This window comes from Archangium lipolyticum, from assembly GCF_024623785.1.
GTDB classification, from domain to species: Bacteria; Myxococcota; Myxococcia; order Myxococcales; family Myxococcaceae; genus Archangium; species Archangium lipolyticum.
In genome coordinates this window covers 257930-273647 of the sequence record NZ_JANKBZ010000012.1, presented here as the reverse complement: position 1 = coordinate 273647, position 15718 = coordinate 257930, and the positions used below count along the sequence as shown (strand labels likewise).

Annotated in this window: 15 protein-coding genes; 9 read left to right on the top strand and 6 right to left on the bottom strand. The window is 69.2% G+C overall.

The genetic code is table 11. The features are described from left to right. The first annotated feature begins 122 nt into the window (after positions 1–122). From NR810_RS25955 to NR810_RS25945, 3 genes are all read left to right on the top strand, one after another. On the top strand, positions 123–641 hold the full coding sequence (locus NR810_RS25955) for a DUF507 family protein (RefSeq protein ID WP_204220251.1): 519 nt from the start codon (positions 123–125) through the stop codon (positions 639–641). Positions 642–735: 94 nt separating this feature from the next. Next, on the top strand, positions 736–2460 hold the full coding sequence (locus NR810_RS25950) for a hypothetical protein (protein WP_257456224.1): 1725 nt from the start codon (positions 736–738) through the stop codon (positions 2458–2460). A gap of 104 nt (positions 2461–2564) precedes the next feature. Beyond that, the gene (locus tag NR810_RS25945; RefSeq protein WP_257456223.1) at positions 2565–2933 is read left to right on the top strand and encodes a hypothetical protein; all 369 of its coding nucleotides are present in this window, start codon (positions 2565–2567) and stop codon (positions 2931–2933) included. On the opposite strand, the gene NR810_RS25940 is transcribed toward NR810_RS25945, so the two are convergent. The 3 genes from NR810_RS25940 to NR810_RS25930 are packed head-to-tail and all read right to left on the bottom strand — an operon-like array spanning position 2923 to position 6368. Beyond that, on the bottom strand, positions 2923–3810 hold the full coding sequence (locus NR810_RS25940) for a DUF3108 domain-containing protein (protein WP_257456288.1): 888 nt from the start codon (positions 3808–3810) through the stop codon (positions 2923–2925). The two genes, NR810_RS25945 and NR810_RS25940, sit on opposite strands and share 11 nt — an antisense overlap. 32 nt (positions 3811–3842) lie before the next feature. Further along, on the bottom strand, positions 3843–5525 hold the full coding sequence (locus NR810_RS25935) for a DUF4091 domain-containing protein (protein ID WP_257456221.1): 1683 nt from the start codon (positions 5523–5525) through the stop codon (positions 3843–3845). Positions 5526–5561: 36 nt separating this feature from the next. Beyond that, positions 5562–6368, bottom strand: a complete 807-nt coding sequence (locus NR810_RS25930; protein WP_257456219.1) for a DUF3108 domain-containing protein — start codon at positions 6366–6368, stop codon at positions 5562–5564. A gap of 293 nt (positions 6369–6661) precedes the next feature. Here NR810_RS25930 and NR810_RS25925 point away from each other — a divergent pair, with 293 nt between their 5' ends. Continuing rightward, positions 6662–6868, top strand: a complete 207-nt coding sequence (locus tag NR810_RS25925; protein WP_257456217.1) for a hypothetical protein — start codon at positions 6662–6664, stop codon at positions 6866–6868. 25 nt (positions 6869–6893) lie between these two features. On the opposite strand, the gene NR810_RS25920 is transcribed toward NR810_RS25925, so the two are convergent. Together NR810_RS25920 and NR810_RS25915 are read right to left on the bottom strand one after the other, a co-directional pair. After that, positions 6894–7559, bottom strand: a complete 666-nt coding sequence (locus tag NR810_RS25920; RefSeq protein WP_257456216.1) for a YggS family pyridoxal phosphate-dependent enzyme — start codon at positions 7557–7559, stop codon at positions 6894–6896. Continuing rightward, positions 7556–8155, bottom strand: a complete 600-nt coding sequence (locus NR810_RS25915; RefSeq protein WP_257456215.1) for a Maf family protein — start codon at positions 8153–8155, stop codon at positions 7556–7558. The genes NR810_RS25920 and NR810_RS25915 overlap by 4 nt, the downstream gene beginning before the upstream one ends. Before the next feature lie 46 nt (positions 8156–8201). Between NR810_RS25915 and NR810_RS25910 the strand changes: the two genes are divergently transcribed. Continuing rightward, complete coding sequence (locus NR810_RS25910) at positions 8202–9293, top strand: GGDEF domain-containing protein (RefSeq protein WP_257456214.1); 1092 nt, start codon at positions 8202–8204, stop codon at positions 9291–9293. Positions 9294–9359: 66 nt separating this feature from the next. Here NR810_RS25910 and NR810_RS25905 read toward each other — a convergent pair whose 3' ends face one another. Continuing rightward, the gene (locus tag NR810_RS25905; protein WP_257456213.1) at positions 9360–10928 is read right to left on the bottom strand and encodes a peptidylprolyl isomerase; all 1569 of its coding nucleotides are present in this window, start codon (positions 10926–10928) and stop codon (positions 9360–9362) included. Between the two features lie 241 nt (positions 10929–11169). On the opposite strand from NR810_RS25905, the gene mreC reads away from it, so the two are divergent. Genes mreC through rodA form a run of 4 tightly spaced genes read left to right on the top strand, consistent with a single transcriptional unit; the run spans position 11170 to position 15671 of the window. Next, positions 11170–12033 (top strand): rod shape-determining protein MreC, encoded by an 864-nt coding sequence (gene mreC, locus NR810_RS25900; RefSeq protein WP_257456212.1) that lies wholly within the window; start codon positions 11170–11172, stop codon positions 12031–12033. Further along, the gene (locus NR810_RS25895) at positions 12033–12542 is read left to right on the top strand and encodes a hypothetical protein (protein WP_257456210.1); all 510 of its coding nucleotides are present in this window, start codon (positions 12033–12035) and stop codon (positions 12540–12542) included. The genes mreC and NR810_RS25895 overlap by 1 nt, the downstream gene beginning before the upstream one ends. Continuing rightward, the gene (gene mrdA / locus NR810_RS25890) at positions 12539–14536 is read left to right on the top strand and encodes a penicillin-binding protein 2 (protein WP_257456209.1); all 1998 of its coding nucleotides are present in this window, start codon (positions 12539–12541) and stop codon (positions 14534–14536) included. Before NR810_RS25895 ends, mrdA begins: the two co-directional genes overlap by 4 nt. Further along, positions 14520–15671, top strand: a complete 1152-nt coding sequence (gene rodA, locus NR810_RS25885; protein WP_257456208.1) for a rod shape-determining protein RodA — start codon at positions 14520–14522, stop codon at positions 15669–15671. Before mrdA ends, rodA begins: the two co-directional genes overlap by 17 nt. Positions 15672–15718 lie beyond the last annotated feature (47 nt).

Genomic DNA, 15718 nt, shown 5'->3' with positions numbered 1-15718 from the left:
GCGGAACGGCATAAGGCCGCTGAATCCGCGATGTTCCTGGGGTTTTTCATTGCGACTGGGCTTCACGCTGATTTATAGCGAACGGGTCCAGTCGATATGTGTTCAGAGGACGAGGGACCGACATGAGGCTCTATCCAAAGGTGATCCCGATCATCTCCCGGGAGGTCGTCCAAAGGTTGATGCAGGACGGGGATATCGAGGTGGAGCCGATGCGCGTGGCTGACGCCGAGATGGACCTGTCCGCCATCATGCGCGAGTACCTGGCCAACGAGGAGCGCGTGAACCAGGCCACGCGCGAGGCCCTGGAGCGTCGCGGGTACGACTACTCCAAGTTCAACCAGGTCAAACGTGAGATGGCCGACGTTCGCGGCTTCAAGATGGGCGACGAGGGCATCGAATACGTCATCAACCAGATGATCGAATTCCTCCTCATCAGCCGGAACGTCGAGGAGGTGTACGCCGCCGACAACATCCTCCGGCAGAAGATCCACGTGGTGATGAAGAAGCACCTGGACGTGGACGAGGAGATCGACAAGGAGGCCCGCTCCCGCCTGAAGCACCTGCAGGAGGGCACCAGCGCCTTCGACATCGAGTACAACAAGACGGTGGAGCAGATCCGCCGCGCTCGGGGCCTCATCTAGGCACCAGCCGGACGGGCGGGCGCTGGCCCGCTCGGCCGCTCAGGGCGGCAACCCCCGCCTTCGCTGCCTACCCTCCCTGGAGGAGGCAGTGTCGATGGCGGGAATCCTCTCCAGTGTCATGCTCGCCGGGCTGCTCACGGCCGGCCCGGACGGCTTCAGCTTCGACGGTCCCGAGGTCACCGCTCGCTCGGTGGGGAACGTCGGTTTCTTCACACAAGGCAACGTTCCCTTCACGGACCTCTTCGAGCGGGGTACCGGCTCGGTCGAGTTGACCGTGAGGGACCGTATTGGCGATCCCCGGGCCACCTACGGTGACTCCGGGAGCCTTGTCGCCACCTTCGTCATCGCGGGTGAGTCGTATCGGGTGGAGCTGGACCGGGCGGGCTTCCCGCCTGCCCAGGCCCTGTCCGGGACCGTGACGGGCGCGTTGCCCCCACCGCCGGCCCAGCCCATCGGGGGCGGGGTGGTGCTGAACCAGTCCCTGCACGGCATGTCGGGGCTCGGCTTCTCCACCACGACGCAGGTGCACGCGGTGGCGGCGGTGTGGGGCGTGGGCCGCGTGTGGCGCAACGGGGCGCTGCTCTCGGACACGGCCCTCATCTATGCCTCGGCGCTGAGCCATGGGGCGCACGCGGACGACGACACCTTCCGCGTGCTGCCGGTGGCCCGGCAGGGAGACACCGAGGTGGAGGTGCTGGTCTGGAACCTGCCGCCCGCGTCCGAGCCGCGTGGCTTCATCCAGCTCGGCTTCGACGACGTGGCCATTACGGTTGATGGGGCCTCGGTGCCCTCGGTCGCGGCGATGCCCGCGGCGGGCCTGTTCGCCGGGGTGCCGCCGCCGAGCACGCCGGTGCCGGGCGGGTCCTCGCCCGCGTCCGTTCCCACCACCTCGTCGCAGCAACAGCAGCAGCAGCAGGGTGTCGGGGGCTCCGGACTGGCGGGCACCGGACAGACGGGCACGGGGGCCGTGGCGGGCACGCAGTCGGGGGCCACGCTGGGGACCGGCTTGCCGGCCCAGGCGGGGACGCAGCAGGGAACACCGGAGACCGACATCACCCTGCCGGGGGTCGCACGGTCCCTGGATGACACGGCGGTGACCTTCGACAACCCGGGCCGCGTGGCGACCACGCGTCCTCGCGCCGACCAGCCCGATGCGCTGCCGGACGGAACGCGGCCGGCGACGATCCCTCCCAACTTCGTGTCGCCGGACAACACGGGACGGGTGGCGATCAGCGTGGGCTCGCCCGCCTCGCCCGGTGACTTCGACGCGCAGTTCCCCGGGGTGCAGACGAACCCCCTCCCGGGCAACTTCCTCAACCCCGAGCGTCAGACGACCTCCAGCCAGCTGCCCCCCACCACGGTGAGCGGCTTCGTGCCCCAGGCGTCGACGCAGCAGCCCACCCAGCTGACCACCAGTGGCTCGTTCTCCGTGGTGTCGTCGGTTCCCGGAGTGCCCACGGGGTCGGGCTTCGCCTTCGGTGGTCCCCGGATAGCGGCCGGGGTGATTCAGACGCCGGGGACCGCGCAGTCCCGGACGGTCGCGGTGCCGCTCGTCTCCACGCCGCAGCCCATCAACGCGCAGCAGCCGGTGCCGCTCGTCTCCACGCCGCAGCCCATCAACGCGCAGCCCGCGGCACCGCTCATCGCCAGTCCGCCGCCGCTCAACACGCAACCCATCACGGGCACGCTCCCCGGTTCTCCGGCATCGGCGGCCACGGCCATTCCGGGCGCGACGACGCCGGTGACGACTCCGGGCCTGGTGCCCTCGGTGACTGGCACCACGGGAGCGGCTCCGGGTGGCGCTGCTCCCGCGCCCTGACCGTGTCAGCTCCCTCTCCCTCTGGGAGAGGGCAGGGGTGAGGGTATCCGGGGCGGCCGGTGCGAAAAATTGACCCCCTGCTACCGGCCTGTAGCTTGTCGCACATGACAACACCCGCTGCCGCCCTCGTTGCCGCCCCCGCGACGCTGCGCCGCGCGGGGGCCGATCCGCTCCGTCAGACGATGGAGCACCTCGGCCACGCGCTACCCGAGCGTGCCGACGCCACCGTGCTGCTGGACTTCCTGGAGGATGATCTCCGCGAGGGACTCGATGCGCTCGGTGACGTCGAGGCGCACTTCACCGATGTGCTCGATGCGCTCCAGCCGGGGTCGCTCTCGCCCATGTCGCTGGTCGACGCGGGGGACGACTACCTCGTGCTGCAGCGGCTGGACGTGCTGATGGACGTGGTGACGCGGGTCCGCCGCCGACTGTCGCAGGCGGCGGGGTTGATGCGTCAGACGTCTACCACTTGAGCTGCTCCTTGCCCTGGGCCTGCTTCGCCTTCTCTCCCGGGCGGGAGTACGAGGTGAGGGTGGCGCGCACCGCCCCGAGGTCGATGCTGCCCACGGCCGCGAGCGGCAGCCGGCGCTCGTCGTCGGTGATCCACACGTGCACCTCGCGCGACATGGAGGGCTTGTCCAGGCGCACTGCGGTGCCCGACAGGTGCCAGGCCTCGAACTCGCCGAGCGGCATCGACACGTGCTCGCGCTTCACCACGGTGCCGGTCATGCGCCACATGCGGCGCACGCCGTAGACGTCGAAGCACACGGGCAGGCCCTCCTTCAGGGGGAGCTGGCGCATCATGTAGATGGTGCCGGCGACGTCCAGGCCCTCGTGGTCGTAGGAGTAGTTGTTGGTGCCCGGCTTGCCCTTCTGGGTGTAGTTCACGCGGACGCTGCGGTCCTTGGAGTTGAAGGCCACGTCCACGGTGCGGCGCACCTCGTTCTCCGTGGCGTCCTCGGTGTAGCGCGAGGGCCGGAGCGTCTTGGGGTGCAGGTAGCTCACCGCGGTGGCGTCCACCTTGCGCACCTTGGAGAAGAAGGAGTTGGTCTGGACCTTGATCTGCACGGGCAGGGAGCCGTCCTGCTTCTTCTGCACCTGCATGGTCATCTTCCCGGCGGTGGCGCCCATAGCGTCGAGGTCGAACTCGAGCAGCTCGCCCGGGGCGAAGGCCAGCGGGTTGCGGAGGACGGGCAGGCGCTGCCCGCAGGGGGCGACCCTGGCCGGAGCCGGGGCCGGCTTCTGCGCCTTGTTCTCCTCGGCGGGAGACTCCGAATCCGGCAACTGGGCCCAGGCAGCGGAGGAGATGCAGACGAGGAGGGCCGCGAGGGTAGGGCGCATGACGGTCATCATCGGCGATGATTCCATGAAGAGTCTCCGGGTCACTTCGAACGGACGCCCGAACGCTTCACGTATTCGGACGCTTCCCAGCGCTTCCTCAGCCGGGTGGTCACCTCCCGGCGCACCTGCTCCCACTGCCGGGTGTCCGTTTCGATGTCATACCCCGAGCGGGCGAGCTTCCGCGCGGCCTCCCGGGCGAAGGCCGGATCACCCAGCTCCTCCAGCAGCCGGAGGTACTCGTAGTCCTCGAGCCCGTCGCGGATGTGCTTGAGGCGCAGGGACACCACGGGCTGGTGGCGGGTGAAGCCGGGCCGCTCCGGGGTGCCCGGGTAGAAGAGGGTGCCGTCCCCGTTGCCGCCGAACTCGAAGATGTCCTGCCAGGGGTCCTTCGTGTTGTAGGCGTAGACGGTGTCGAAATAGAGCTCGCCGTCCACCCCGGAGAGGAAGGCCAGCGGCCCCATGGCCCGGTTGAGCGGGGCGGGGTGGTCCACCATGTAGGAGGCCCAGCTGCCGTAGACCTTCTCCACCGCGGGGTCCTCGGCGGGGCCGCCGGTGCAGCCGTGCGAGTTGCAGCTCTGGTACCACCACACCTTCACGTGGGGGTCGAGCTTGCCCCGGAGCGCCTGGGCGGAGACGACGTTGCGGCACGTCTGCGGCCCGGGGCGCGGGAAGAAGCAGTTGAGGGTGGGGGCGAGGATGTCCGCCGAGCCACGCAGTGCGTCATCCAGCGGAGCCGTGACGAGCACCGGCACGTCCTTGCCGGCCGCGCGCACCCGCAGCGCCTGGGTGCGCACGAGCGCCACGTCCTCGGGCTTCGGTTCGTCCTTGGCGTAGAAGAACAGCTGCGCGCGCCAGCCCTTCTGCCGGAAGTGCTCGGCGAAGGCGCGGTAGTACGCGGCCTTCTCCTTGTCGGTGCGGGCCGTGGGGTTGTCCCGCACCTCGGCGGTGGTGAAGCGGGCCCCCGAGGCCAGCGCCGTCCCCTCCAGGAAGGGCGACATCTCCGCGTCGTACGCGCGGAAGTCCACCACCGCCTTGCCGCCCTCGAAGCGCACCGGTGGCGGCTCCATGCTCATGCCGTGGGCGCTGATTCGGTGGGCCAGCAGCTCGCCCGCGTAGGCCCGCAGCAGCTCGCGGGCCTCGGGGGACTCGGGCTTCAACCCGTGTCTCCGGGCGATGCTGTAGAGCGAGACGCCGAAGCTGTTCGGCAGTGAGGAGGTGGCAGGCAGGACGAAGGGCTGCACCTCCGCGGTGAAGGGAACGGAGGCCAGGGCCTTGCCCTCCGCCTCCACGCGCAGCGCGCCCTGGTACGTGCCTGGCGCCTGGGACTCCGGCGCGCACAGCTCCACATAGAGGACGGTGGGCACACCCTTCGGCCCTGGCGGGGCCTCCACGGGGACCAGCGGATCCGGCCACGGGCCCGTGCTTCCCTGGGAGTTGGAGGGCGTCTTCACGTCCAGGAAGGCCTCGCGCCACACCGAGGCTTTCAGCTCCCCCTTGCCCGGCCCGCGCAGGGAGAGCGGCTTCACCCGGACACTCGAGGTGCCCGGGGGGAGCACCACCTGGGCGGCCTCGCACTCACCGCGCGCGAGGCTCAGCCGGGCCTCCTTCTCGCCCTTCAGCTCCACTCCCGGCCGGACCTTCTCCAGCGCGGACACCACTCGCGGCTCGGGTGCCGCGGCCAACAGTCCAGCGAGCAACCCCTCCGCCAACCAACCCGCCCCCATGTGTCCCCCCTGTCACGGCCATCCGGGGCCGCGCGTCTAGGTTCCGTTCCCGGAGGCCACCGCCGGAGCTGGCGCGATGACCTTGCCCTGCTCGTACCCCGTCAACTCGGCGACGAGCGAACCCAGGGCCAGGTCCGCCTCGATGCGCACCGGCAGGTGCCGCGCGTCCGCCGTCATCCACACCACCATGTCGCGCTTGGAGGCCAGGTTGCCGGAGAACTCGGTGTACACGCGCATCCGGTACACCTCCTGCTTCCCCAGCCTCGTGGAGAGCGTCTCCTTGGACTCCACCTTCGCCTTCATCTGGAAGCTCTTCGAGCCGGTGAAGACGGGGTAGCTGTACTCCTTGCCCACCTCCAGCGCGCGGTTGCGCAGCGCGAAGGTGGCCCCGGCGACGTCGAGGGTGCCCTCGGCCAGCTCGTGGTCGTACTCGCGGGGCGTCTCGCCCTCCTTCTGCTTCACCACGTGCGCGGACCTGCCGTCCTCGCTCAGCTTCACGCGCACGCGGCGGCGCCGGTTGTTCTCGTCCTCGTGCATGTCCGAGCCCAGCACCCGCTGCGCGCCGAAGTCCCAATAGGAGACGAACTTGTCCTTGATGGGCCACACCCCGGCCACCGAGTCCGTCTTCGCCACCGCCACGATGGGCCACACTTCCTTGCCCCACTGCTTCATGGGGGCGCCCACCGTCACCTGGGCCGTGCCCGCCGTCATCCCGAGGTAGTGGACGCGGTAGCGCGCCTGCTCACCGGGACCAAAGGCCGTCTGTCCCTGGGCCAGGGCCGTCCCCGACAGCGCGAGGCCGAACAGCAAACCGGTGGACACTCCCCTGAACTGCTTACGCATCAATGGCTCCTGGCTGGGTACCCCGCGACCTGGCCAGTTGGCAGGCGGGGAAGGTAGGCAGCCCCATCCTGGCGCGCCAACTCCACCGCCTGTTCCGACTGTCCCGGTTGCATGCCCATGGACGGATGGTCGAAGGCACCATTCAACCGTGGATTCCGCCGTTCATGCCCGTCCGGCCGGACAGCGGGTAGGGGCTGGTCGTCCAGCATCCGACCGGGCCTGGAAGAAGTTCCGGAGGCGCTGGTAGCCTGGGGCCTACCAGCCGGCCCCCCAGCGCCGGGAGGAGACACGCGATGCCGTTGAACCACTACGAGGACGAGGACGAGAAGGACTCGGGCTCGAAGAGCGCTCGCAAGGACTTCGACTGTCCTGAGTGCAACGCCAACAACCCGCTCGAGGATGCGCTCGCGGACGGGCAGGAGCTGCTCTGCAACTACTGCGGCAGCGAGTTCCTGGTGAAGGGCTCGGACGACGGCCGCTTCAAGTTCAAGACGCTGTGAGGCCCCGGGCGGGGGCCTCCTCGGCTCAGGTCCGCTCGCCGAAGATGGCGGTGCCCACCCGCACCAGGGTGGCGCCTTCCTCGATGGCCAGCTCGAAGTCGTGGGTGGTGCCCATGGACAGGCCCGTCAGTCCGTGCTGGCGGGCCAGCTCCCGCAGGGTGCGGAAGTAGCCACGCGCCACCTGTTCGTCCTCGGTGGGCGGGGGCAGCGACATGAGGCCCTCCAGGCGCAGCCCGGGCAGCGCCCGCGCGGACTCCAGGAAGGGCCCGAGCGCCTCCGGGGCCAGCCCGCTCTTGGAGGCCTCACCGCCCACGTTCACCTCCACGTAGCAGGGGATGGGGGCGTCCTGCCGGCGGCGGGACAGCTCCTGGGCCACCTCCAGCCTGTCCAGCGCGTGGAAGGCGTGCGCGGCCTTGGCCACGTACTTCACCTTGTTCGTCTGCAGCGGCCCGATGGCGTGCCAGCGCAGCCCCTCCAGGTCCGCCAGCTCCGCGGCCTTGTCCCGGAGCTCCTGCGCGTAGTTCTCCCCGAAGTCCCGCTGTCCCGCCGCGTACGCCTCCCGGATGAGGGCCGCCGGCTTCAGCTTGGAGACGGCCACCAGGGTGACGGACCCGGGGGCCCGTCCCGAGCGGGCGCACGCCGCGGCCACCCGGGCCTGGATCTCCGCCAGCCGCTCGGCGACGGTGCTCATGGGGCCCTCCAGGGGAGGGGGACGCCGGCCCGGGCGAGCAGCTCGAGCGTCTCGCCCAGGGGCAACCCGATGACGTTGGTGGGGCTGCCCTCCACCGCCGCCACGAGGAAGCCACCCTTGCCCTGGACGGCGTAGCTGCCCGCCTTGTCCAGGGGCTCGCCGGTGCCCACGTACCAGTCGATCTCCCCCAGGGTGAGTGATCGGAAGACGACACGGGTGCGAACCACGGTGGAGTGCTCGCCGCCCGGCCCGGCCAGGGCGACCCCGGTGTGGACCTCGTGTGTCCTACCGGACAGACGGCCGAGCATCCCCCGGGCCTCCGCCGCGTCCTGGGGCTTGCCGAGCAGCTCATCCCCGAGCGCGACGGTGGTGTCCGCCGCCAGCACCCAGGCCCCGGGGTGGCGGGCCATCACCGCTCGGGCCTTCTCCTGGGCCAGACGCAGCACGTAGGCCGTGGCCGGTTCACCCTGCCGGGGGGTCTCGTCGATATCCGCCGCGGACACCTCGAAGCTCAATCCGAGCTGACCAAGCAGCTCGCGCCGACGCGGCGAGGCGGACGCGAGGACGAGCCTTGTTTGACCCACTGGTGTGTGCATGTTACGGCTCGCCTCTAGCAGAACTGCGCCCTGGAGTGGACTCTGGATGAATCCTGCGGACCTGCTCGCGGCCATGACGCGCACGGTGGAGCAGCTGGCCGCCTACAACGACATCGCCAAGGCGCTCACCTCGACGCTGGAGCTGCACGAGGTGTTGAACCTGGTGATGGAGAAGGTGCGTAGCCTGCTACGGCCCCGCAACTGGTCGCTCCTCCTTCAGGACGAGCGCACGGGGAAGCTGTACTTCGAGGTCGCCGTGGGGGAGGGGGCGGACGTGCTCAAGGGGCTACAGCTGGCCCCGGGAGAGGGCATTGCCGGCACCGTCTTCTCCACGGGGACGGCCCGGCTGGTGGAGGACGTGTCACATGACCCGGCCTTCGCGGCCCGGTTCGACGCCGCCTCGGCGTTCCGTACCCGTTCCATCGTGGCCGTGCCGATGATTGCCCGGGGGAGGGTGCTGGGCGTCATCGAGCTGGTGAACGGCATCACGGACCGGCCCTTCACCCAGGAGGACCTGATGGCGCTGACGGCGATCGCGGACTTCGCGGCCATCGCCATCGAGAACGCGCGAAACTTCCGGCGGGTGCAGGAGCTCACGATCACCGACGAGCACACGGGGGTGTACAACGCCCGGCACCTGCGCGCGCAGCTGGAGCACGAGGTGAGGCGCTCGCAGCGCTTCCACCACCCGGTGTCGCTCGTCTTCCTGGACCTGGACCGCTTCAAGTCCATCAACGATGCGCACGGGCACCTGGTGGGCAGCGCGGTGTTGAAGGAGGTGGGCGAGCTGCTCGTCTCCTGCTGCCGGCAGCTGGACTACGTCTTCCGCTACGGCGGGGACGAGTTCGCCCTGCTGCTGGTGGAGACGGGCACGGACGGGGCGATGACGAGCGCCACCCGGATTCGCGACGCCTTCCGTGGCCGGCGCTTCCAGCAGTCGCAGGGGCTGGAACTGCAGGTGACGGCGAGCCTGGGAGTGGCCACCTACCCGGAACATGCCCTATCGGCGGTGGACCTGGTGCGCGCGGCGGACTTCGCGATGTACGCCGCCAAGGCCCGGGGCCGCGACGACGTCTGCCTCGCCGTGCCCCACGCGGACATGCCCGTTTCCTTGACGCCGAAGCCCGGCAGGAAATGAAGAAGGGGGCGCCGCCCCGAAGGGTGACGCCCCCTGGTCGAGAGGCACGGGCCTCTCTCGCGGCGGTTACCCGCCCGCGACCTGGTCGATGGCGGCGGCGTTGGTCTCCACCTTGCCGCTCTTCTTCAGCTGCTTGAGGAAGGAGTCGGCCACCTCGTACTGCTTGGCCTGCACGGCCTGCTTGCGCAGCTCCTCCTTCTTCGCCGCGAAGTTCGCGTCGTCCGGCAGCTGGCGCTCGGTCACCTGCGCCACCACGAAGCCCTCGCCCACCGGGTACGCCTGGTCCAGCGGCGCGGGACCCTTGGTCGCGAAGATGGCGGTGAGCAGATCCGGCGCCGGGCCCAGGTGCGGCACGTTGGTGCTGGCGGCGTTGAAGACGTCCGTCTGCACCGCCTCCGGACGCGTCTCCGTCTCGAAGCGCAGCAGGGCCGGCTGGCCCTCCTTCTCCGGCGGGAACATGGCCGTCAGCGCCTTGCCGGCCTTCACCTCGGCCAGCGCCTTCTGCGCCTCGGCCTGGGCCAGCTCCTTGGCCTTCTCCCGCTTGTAGAGCGAGGTGGCGATCTCGTCCCGCACCTCGTCCAGCTTCTTGTCCTGCGCCGGCTTCTTCTCCTCCACCTTCACCAGGTGGATGCCGTACTTCGTCTCGATGGGCTGCGTCACCTTGCCGGCCTCGAGCGCGAAGGCCGCGTTGGCCAGCTCCGGCTCCCAGTTGCCGCGCTCCACCCAGCCCAGGTCCCCACCGTTCGCCTTGCTGCCCGCGTCCTCGCTGCTGGCCCGGGCCACCTCGGCGAAGTCCTTGCCGCCCTCGATCTCCTTGGCCAGACCCTGCGCGCGCGTCAGCACCTGCGCCTTCTGCTCCGGCGTGGCGTTGGCCGGCACCTTCAGGAGGATCTGCCGCGCGCGGATGCGCTCGGGCTGCTGGTACACGAAGCGGTTGGCCTCGTAGTACTCCTGGATCTCCTTCTCGTGGGCCTGCTTGAAGGTGTTCAGGTCCGCGGCGGTGGGGGCCGGCACCTTGTCGGCGTACATGGTGGGCAGGAAGCGGGCGAACACGATGCGCGCCTGGTTGCCCTCCTTCTCGAAGCGGGTCCGCACCTCGTCATCCGACACCACCGCGCCACTCTGCACCATCTCCAGCATCTTCTGGGCCGTCAGGCGCTTGCGCAGGTCCTCCTCGTAGTCCGCGGGCGTCTGGCGGAAGTAGTCGCGCAGCACCGCCTGGTACGTGGCGTAGTCGAACTGGCCGTCCTTCTGGAACTCGGGGCTGCGCTGGAGGATCCTCAGCAGCTCCTCGTCCGAGGCGCGCAGCCCATGCCGCTCGGCCGCCTGGGCGAGCAGCTCCGTGTTCACCATCCGCTCCAGCACCTGCTGCGGCAGACCGAACTGCCGGGCGACCGCCTCGGTCACCGGGCTGCCCTGCTGGCGCAGGTACTGGATCTGCCCGGAGTATTCCCGGAGGAACTGCTGCACGGGGATCTCCCGGCCGTTGACCACGGCGGCGGCCGAGGGAGCCTCGACGCCCGGCTGTCCCGTGGCGAACCCGTTGCTGCCCGGACCGAACTGCAGGGTGAACACCACCGCGATCGCGATGATGAAGAGAAGCGAGAGGACCTTCCGCGGCTCGAGACTGTCCATGTTGCCGTGCCCGTGTTTCTTTTAGCTGCCGTGAAACGCATCCGGTGTTTCCCCCCTCGCGGAAGGATTCTCGGCGCGTGTGTGTTGGGTGCCCGGTCGGATGGTGGACGATGAGACGCCCACCACCGTGAAGACCTTGACTGCCTAGAGCAACACCCCGGAAAATGCAAGCGATTCAGAGTAGTTAGCGAGCCCCCCGTCGTTCCTGCCGCTCCCTCTCTCCCACACGGACCTTCACGAAGTGCTGTCGCTTCTCAAGCGTTACCGTACGTTGCTCATCGTGGGCCTGCTGCTGCTCTACCCGTTCGGGGCGTTCCTGACGACCGGGGGAAAGCGGGGGCGGACGCCCAATTTCGTGGACCGGGCGGTCATTGGCTTGACCGCCCCCCTGCAACGCGGGCTGATTGGCCTCATCGATGGGGTCAAGGCCGTGGTGTTCGGCTACATCGACCTGCGCGAGGTGCGGAGGGAGAACGAGCAGCTGCGCTCGGAGAACCTGCAACTGCGGGCGAGCGTCCAGGTGCTGGGCGAGGCGCGGGCGGAGAACGAGCGGCTGCGAGGCCTGCTCTCCTACGCGGAGGCGGCGGCGGGCCCGGAGATCGCCGCGCGTGTCATCGGGGTGAACCCGGTGGCCAAGCTGCTGTCGGTGCGCATCAACCGGGGCGAGACGGACGGGGTGTTCCGCGGCATGTCCGTGGTGACGCCGGACGGCATCGTCGGCCAGGTGGTGCGGACGACGGGAGGTTGGGCGGACGTGGCGCTGGTGACGGACGTGCAGAGCCGGGTGGGCGTGCGGGTGCAGCGCTCGCGGGCACGTGGTACCGCGGCGGGAGCGGGCAAGGGTCCGCTGCGGCTGGAGAACATGCTGCGCACGGAGGACGTCCAGGAGGGTGACTCCATCATCACCTCCGGCACGGACGGGGTGTACCCGCCGGGTCTGGTGGTGGGGAAGGTGACGCACCTGGAGAAGACGGAGCACGGCATGTTCCTGGGCGGCGATGTGGAACCGGCGGTGGACACCACCAAGCTGGAGGAGGTGCTCGTGGTCGGCAATCCCTTCGGGAGCGTGGCGCAGGCCCCGGCGGCCAGCGGAGGTGATCGCTGATGAAGTTCCTGGTCACCATTGGATTGGCGCTGCTGCTGCTCACCCTGGAGTCGGTGCTGGTGCAGCAGCTTGGTCTGGCCATCACCCGCATCGACGTCACCGTCGTGCTGGTGGCCTTCCTGGCGGTGCGCGCCAACACCCTGGAGGGGGCCATCTCCTCCTTCTCGGTGGGCTACCTGCTGGATCTCATGAGCGGCCAGCCCACGGGCCTCTTCACCTTCCTGGCCGTGTTCACCTTCCTGGTGGGCAAGCTGGTGGTGAGCCTGGTGGAGGTGCGCGGCCGCGCGGCCTTCGTCCTCTTCGCCATGGGCGCGGACATGGGCCACGGCGTGCTCGCCAACTTCTTCACCTGGCTCACCACGAAGGACGGCTCGGTGTCGGCGGCGCTGCTGCCGGGCCTGCCGTTGCAGGTGGCGCTCACGGGCCTTGCGGCCGTGTTCCTCTATCCCTTGCTGCGCCGCTTCGAGGCGTCGCAGGATCGCTCTTCTTCCGCGGGGTTGCTGCGTTGACGCCTCCGACTCTGGCCGAGACGACTCCAGGGCGCGATCTCAAGCGCCGCTTCGTGTGGGTGGGCCTGGCCATGGTGGCCGGGCTGGTGGCGCTCTCCGTGCAGCTCTACCGCCTGCAGATCACCCAGGGCGAGGAGTACGCCGCCAAGAGCGTGGCGAACTTCGTGAAGGAGGTGCGCCTGCGCGCGGACCGCGGCCTCATCAAGGACCGGCGCGGCACCATCCTGGTGGACAGCCGTCCCTCCTTCGATGCCTTCGTCACTCCGGCCTTCTGCACCAACTGCGCCGTGGAGGTGCTTCCCCGGCTGGGCGAGCTGCTCGGCTGGGACGATGCCACGCGCAAGCGGGTGGAGGATCAGGTGAAGCAGGCGCGCCGCACCGCGCCCTTCCAGCCGTTGCCGGTGCGCATCGACCTGACGCGCGACGAGTACGACCGCATCAACGCCCGCCGCGACATGCTGGACGGCGTGGAAGTGGTGCCCGTGCCTCACCGCAACTACCGCACCGGGAGCGTCATCTCCCACGTGCTCGGGTACATGAACGAGATCAACCTCGATGAGCTGGAGAAGCTCAACTCCGAGGGCGGTCACTACGCGCTGGGGGACTACATCGGCCGGCGCGGCCTGGAGCGCTACTTCGAGACGACGCTGCGCGGGACGGACGGCGTGCGCAAGGAAGTGGTGAACGCGCGCGGCAAGGTCATCGAGGAGCTTCAGGACAAGCTGGGCAAGGACTCGGTGGTGCCGTCGCGGCCGGGCAACAACCTGGTGCTGTCCATCGACATGCGTCTGCAGGAGGAGGCCGAGCGGGCCTTCCCGGGCGCGGCGGGCACGGTGGTGGTGGTGGACGTGAAGACGGGCTTCATCCGCGCGGTGGTGTCGCGCCCGGGGTTCGATCCCAACCTGCTCACCGGCCGCATCACCCCGGCGCAGATGGCCTCGCTGGCGAAGGATCCGCTCCAGCCGATGATCAACCGCCTGTCCGCGGACCACTTCAGCCCGGGCTCCACCTTCAAGGTGATTACCGCGCTGGCGGCCTACAAGTCGGGTCTCTTCCGGCCCGAGACGGTCGTGAACTGCCCGGGCGGCTACCGGCTGGGCGCGCGCACCTGGCGCTGCCACAAGGAAAGCGGCCACGGGCCGGTGAACGGCAAGACGGCGATGCAGTACTCGTGTGACACCTGGTTCTACAAGGTGGCCGACACCCTGGGCCTGGATCCCATCGCCGAGATGGGCAAGGCCCTGGGACTGGGCCAGCCGACGGGCATCGGCGTGCTCGCCGAGGTGCCGGGCATCATGCCGTCCAGCGAGTACCACAACAAGCTGTCGCCGGGCGGCTACACCAAGGGCATGGCGCTCAACAGCGCCATCGGCCAGGGCGATGACAACGTCACGCCGTTGCAGCTGGCCATGGTGTACGCGGCCATCGCCAATGGCGGCTCGCTGCTCAAGCCGCAGCTCGTGGAGCGCATCGAGGGCCTGGACGGCGAGGTCGTGAAGAGCTTCGAGCCGCAGGTGGTGAACAGGGTGCAGATCCCCGAGGCGCACCGCAAGGCGGTGATGGAGGGGCTGATCGCCACGGTGAACGAGCCGGGCGGTACCGCCTACAGGCAGCGGCTGAAGGACATCGTGGTGGCGGGCAAGACGGGGACCGCGCAGGTGGCGACGATCGGCGCGGTGCGTCTCAAGACGCACCAGATGGACTTCTTCCAGCGTGACCACGCGTGGTTCGCGGCGATCGCGCCCGCGCATGATCCGGAGATCGCCGTGGTGGTGATCAACGAGCACGGTGGCCACGGTGGTGTGGATGCTGCGCCCGCCGGCATGGCGGTCATCCAGAAGTATTTCGATCTGAAGAAGGAGGACGCGGCCAACCCTCCGCCGCGTCAGAACACGCCCTACGTCTCGACGCTGCCGAACGCGCCGGGCCTGGACGATGTGGCGCTCACCCGGGGTGCCCGGGCCGCTGGAGACGACGATGCAGTTGCGGATTGAGCGACGGATGGTGCCCCACATTCCGTGGGGGCTCATTCTCAGTGTGCTGGCGGTGTCGGGGTTGGGGCTCTTCAACCTCGTCTCGGCCTCGCGCGCCCAGAGCTCGCCCGTGTGGACGAGCCAGGCGGCGTACCTGGGCATCAGCCTGCTGATCGGGCTCGCGGTGTGTCTGGTGGACTACCGCGTCATCCAGCGCATGGCGCTGCCCATCTACATCCTCAACATCGTGGCGCTGCTCGCGCTGCGTGTCATCGGTCACAAGGCCAAGGGCGCCGAGAGCTGGTTCGTGCTGGGCCCCATCCGCATCCAGCCCGCCGAGTTCATGAAGATCGGCGTGGTGCTGATGCTGGCCAAGATCTACCACGACGACTTCAAGCCCGGAGATGGCTCCTATGGCCTCAAGCGCCTGATCAAGCCGGTGCTGATCGTCATGGTGCCCTTCGTGCTGGTGCTGGTGCAGCCGGACCTGGGCACCGCGCTGATGATCTTCCTGTCCTCGCTGACGGTCATCCTGTTCGGCAAGGTGCGCTGGTACCTGGTGGCGGTGATGGTGGCGGGCATCCTCGCCGGGGCGATCATCATCTGGAACGACTACGTGCGGGACGTGCCCGAGCCGCGCACCACCATCGTCCGGCACATGCTGAAGGCGCACCAGAGCAAGCGCATCTCCGGGTGGTTGGATCCGGAGTCGGACCTGCGCGGCAGCGGCTACCACGCGGCGCAGTCGAAGATCGCCGTGGGCTCCGGCGGCCTCTCCGGCAAGGGCTGGAAGGAGGGCACCCAGACCGGTCTGTCCTTCCTCCCCGAGCAGCACACGGACTTCATCTTCTCCGTGTGGGCGGAGGAGCACGGCTACGTCATGTGCGTGCTGCTGCTGGTGCTCTACGGCCTCATCTTCACCCTGGGGTTGGGGGTGGGCTTCAACGCCCGGGACAGGTTCGGCGCCTTCGTGGCGGTGGGCGTGGTGGCGATGATCTTCTGGCAGGTATTCGAGAACATCGGGATGGTCATCGGCCTGCTGCCAGTGACGGGCATCACCCTGCCGCTGTTGAGCTACGGCGGCTCCTCGTTGGTGAGCGTGATGCTCAGCATCGGACTGCTGGTGAACATCAGCATGCGCCGTCACATGTTCTGAGTCCTCCCTCGCACAGGGGCGGGTGACTCCGCCTGTGAAGACCACCT

Bases quoted from the DNA above. Each gene is read 5' to 3' on its own strand.
- NR810_RS25955 (WP_204220251.1), top strand. From the start codon at position 123: ATGAGGCTCTATCCAAAGGTGATCCCGATCATCTCCCGGGAGGTCGTC.
- NR810_RS25950 (WP_257456224.1), top strand. From the start codon at position 736: ATGGCGGGAATCCTCTCCAGTGTCATGCTCGCCGGGCTGCTCACGGCC.
- NR810_RS25945 (WP_257456223.1), top strand. From the start codon at position 2,565: ATGACAACACCCGCTGCCGCCCTCGTTGCCGCCCCCGCGACGCTGCGC.
- NR810_RS25940 (WP_257456288.1), bottom strand. From the start codon at position 3,810: ATGACCGTCATGCGCCCTACCCTCGCGGCCCTCCTCGTCTGCATCTCC.
- NR810_RS25935 (WP_257456221.1), bottom strand. From the start codon at position 5,525: ATGGGGGCGGGTTGGTTGGCGGAGGGGTTGCTCGCTGGACTGTTGGCC.
- NR810_RS25930 (WP_257456219.1), bottom strand. From the start codon at position 6,368: ATGCGTAAGCAGTTCAGGGGAGTGTCCACCGGTTTGCTGTTCGGCCTC.
- NR810_RS25925 (WP_257456217.1), top strand. From the start codon at position 6,662: ATGCCGTTGAACCACTACGAGGACGAGGACGAGAAGGACTCGGGCTCG.
- NR810_RS25920 (WP_257456216.1), bottom strand. From the start codon at position 7,559: ATGAGCACCGTCGCCGAGCGGCTGGCGGAGATCCAGGCCCGGGTGGCC.
- NR810_RS25915 (WP_257456215.1), bottom strand. From the start codon at position 8,155: ATGCACACACCAGTGGGTCAAACAAGGCTCGTCCTCGCGTCCGCCTCG.
- NR810_RS25910 (WP_257456214.1), top strand. From the start codon at position 8,202: ATGAATCCTGCGGACCTGCTCGCGGCCATGACGCGCACGGTGGAGCAG.
- NR810_RS25905 (WP_257456213.1), bottom strand. From the start codon at position 10,928: ATGGACAGTCTCGAGCCGCGGAAGGTCCTCTCGCTTCTCTTCATCATC.
- NR810_RS25895 (WP_257456210.1), top strand. From the start codon at position 12,033: ATGAAGTTCCTGGTCACCATTGGATTGGCGCTGCTGCTGCTCACCCTG.
- rodA (WP_257456208.1), top strand. From the start codon at position 14,520: ATGCAGTTGCGGATTGAGCGACGGATGGTGCCCCACATTCCGTGGGGG.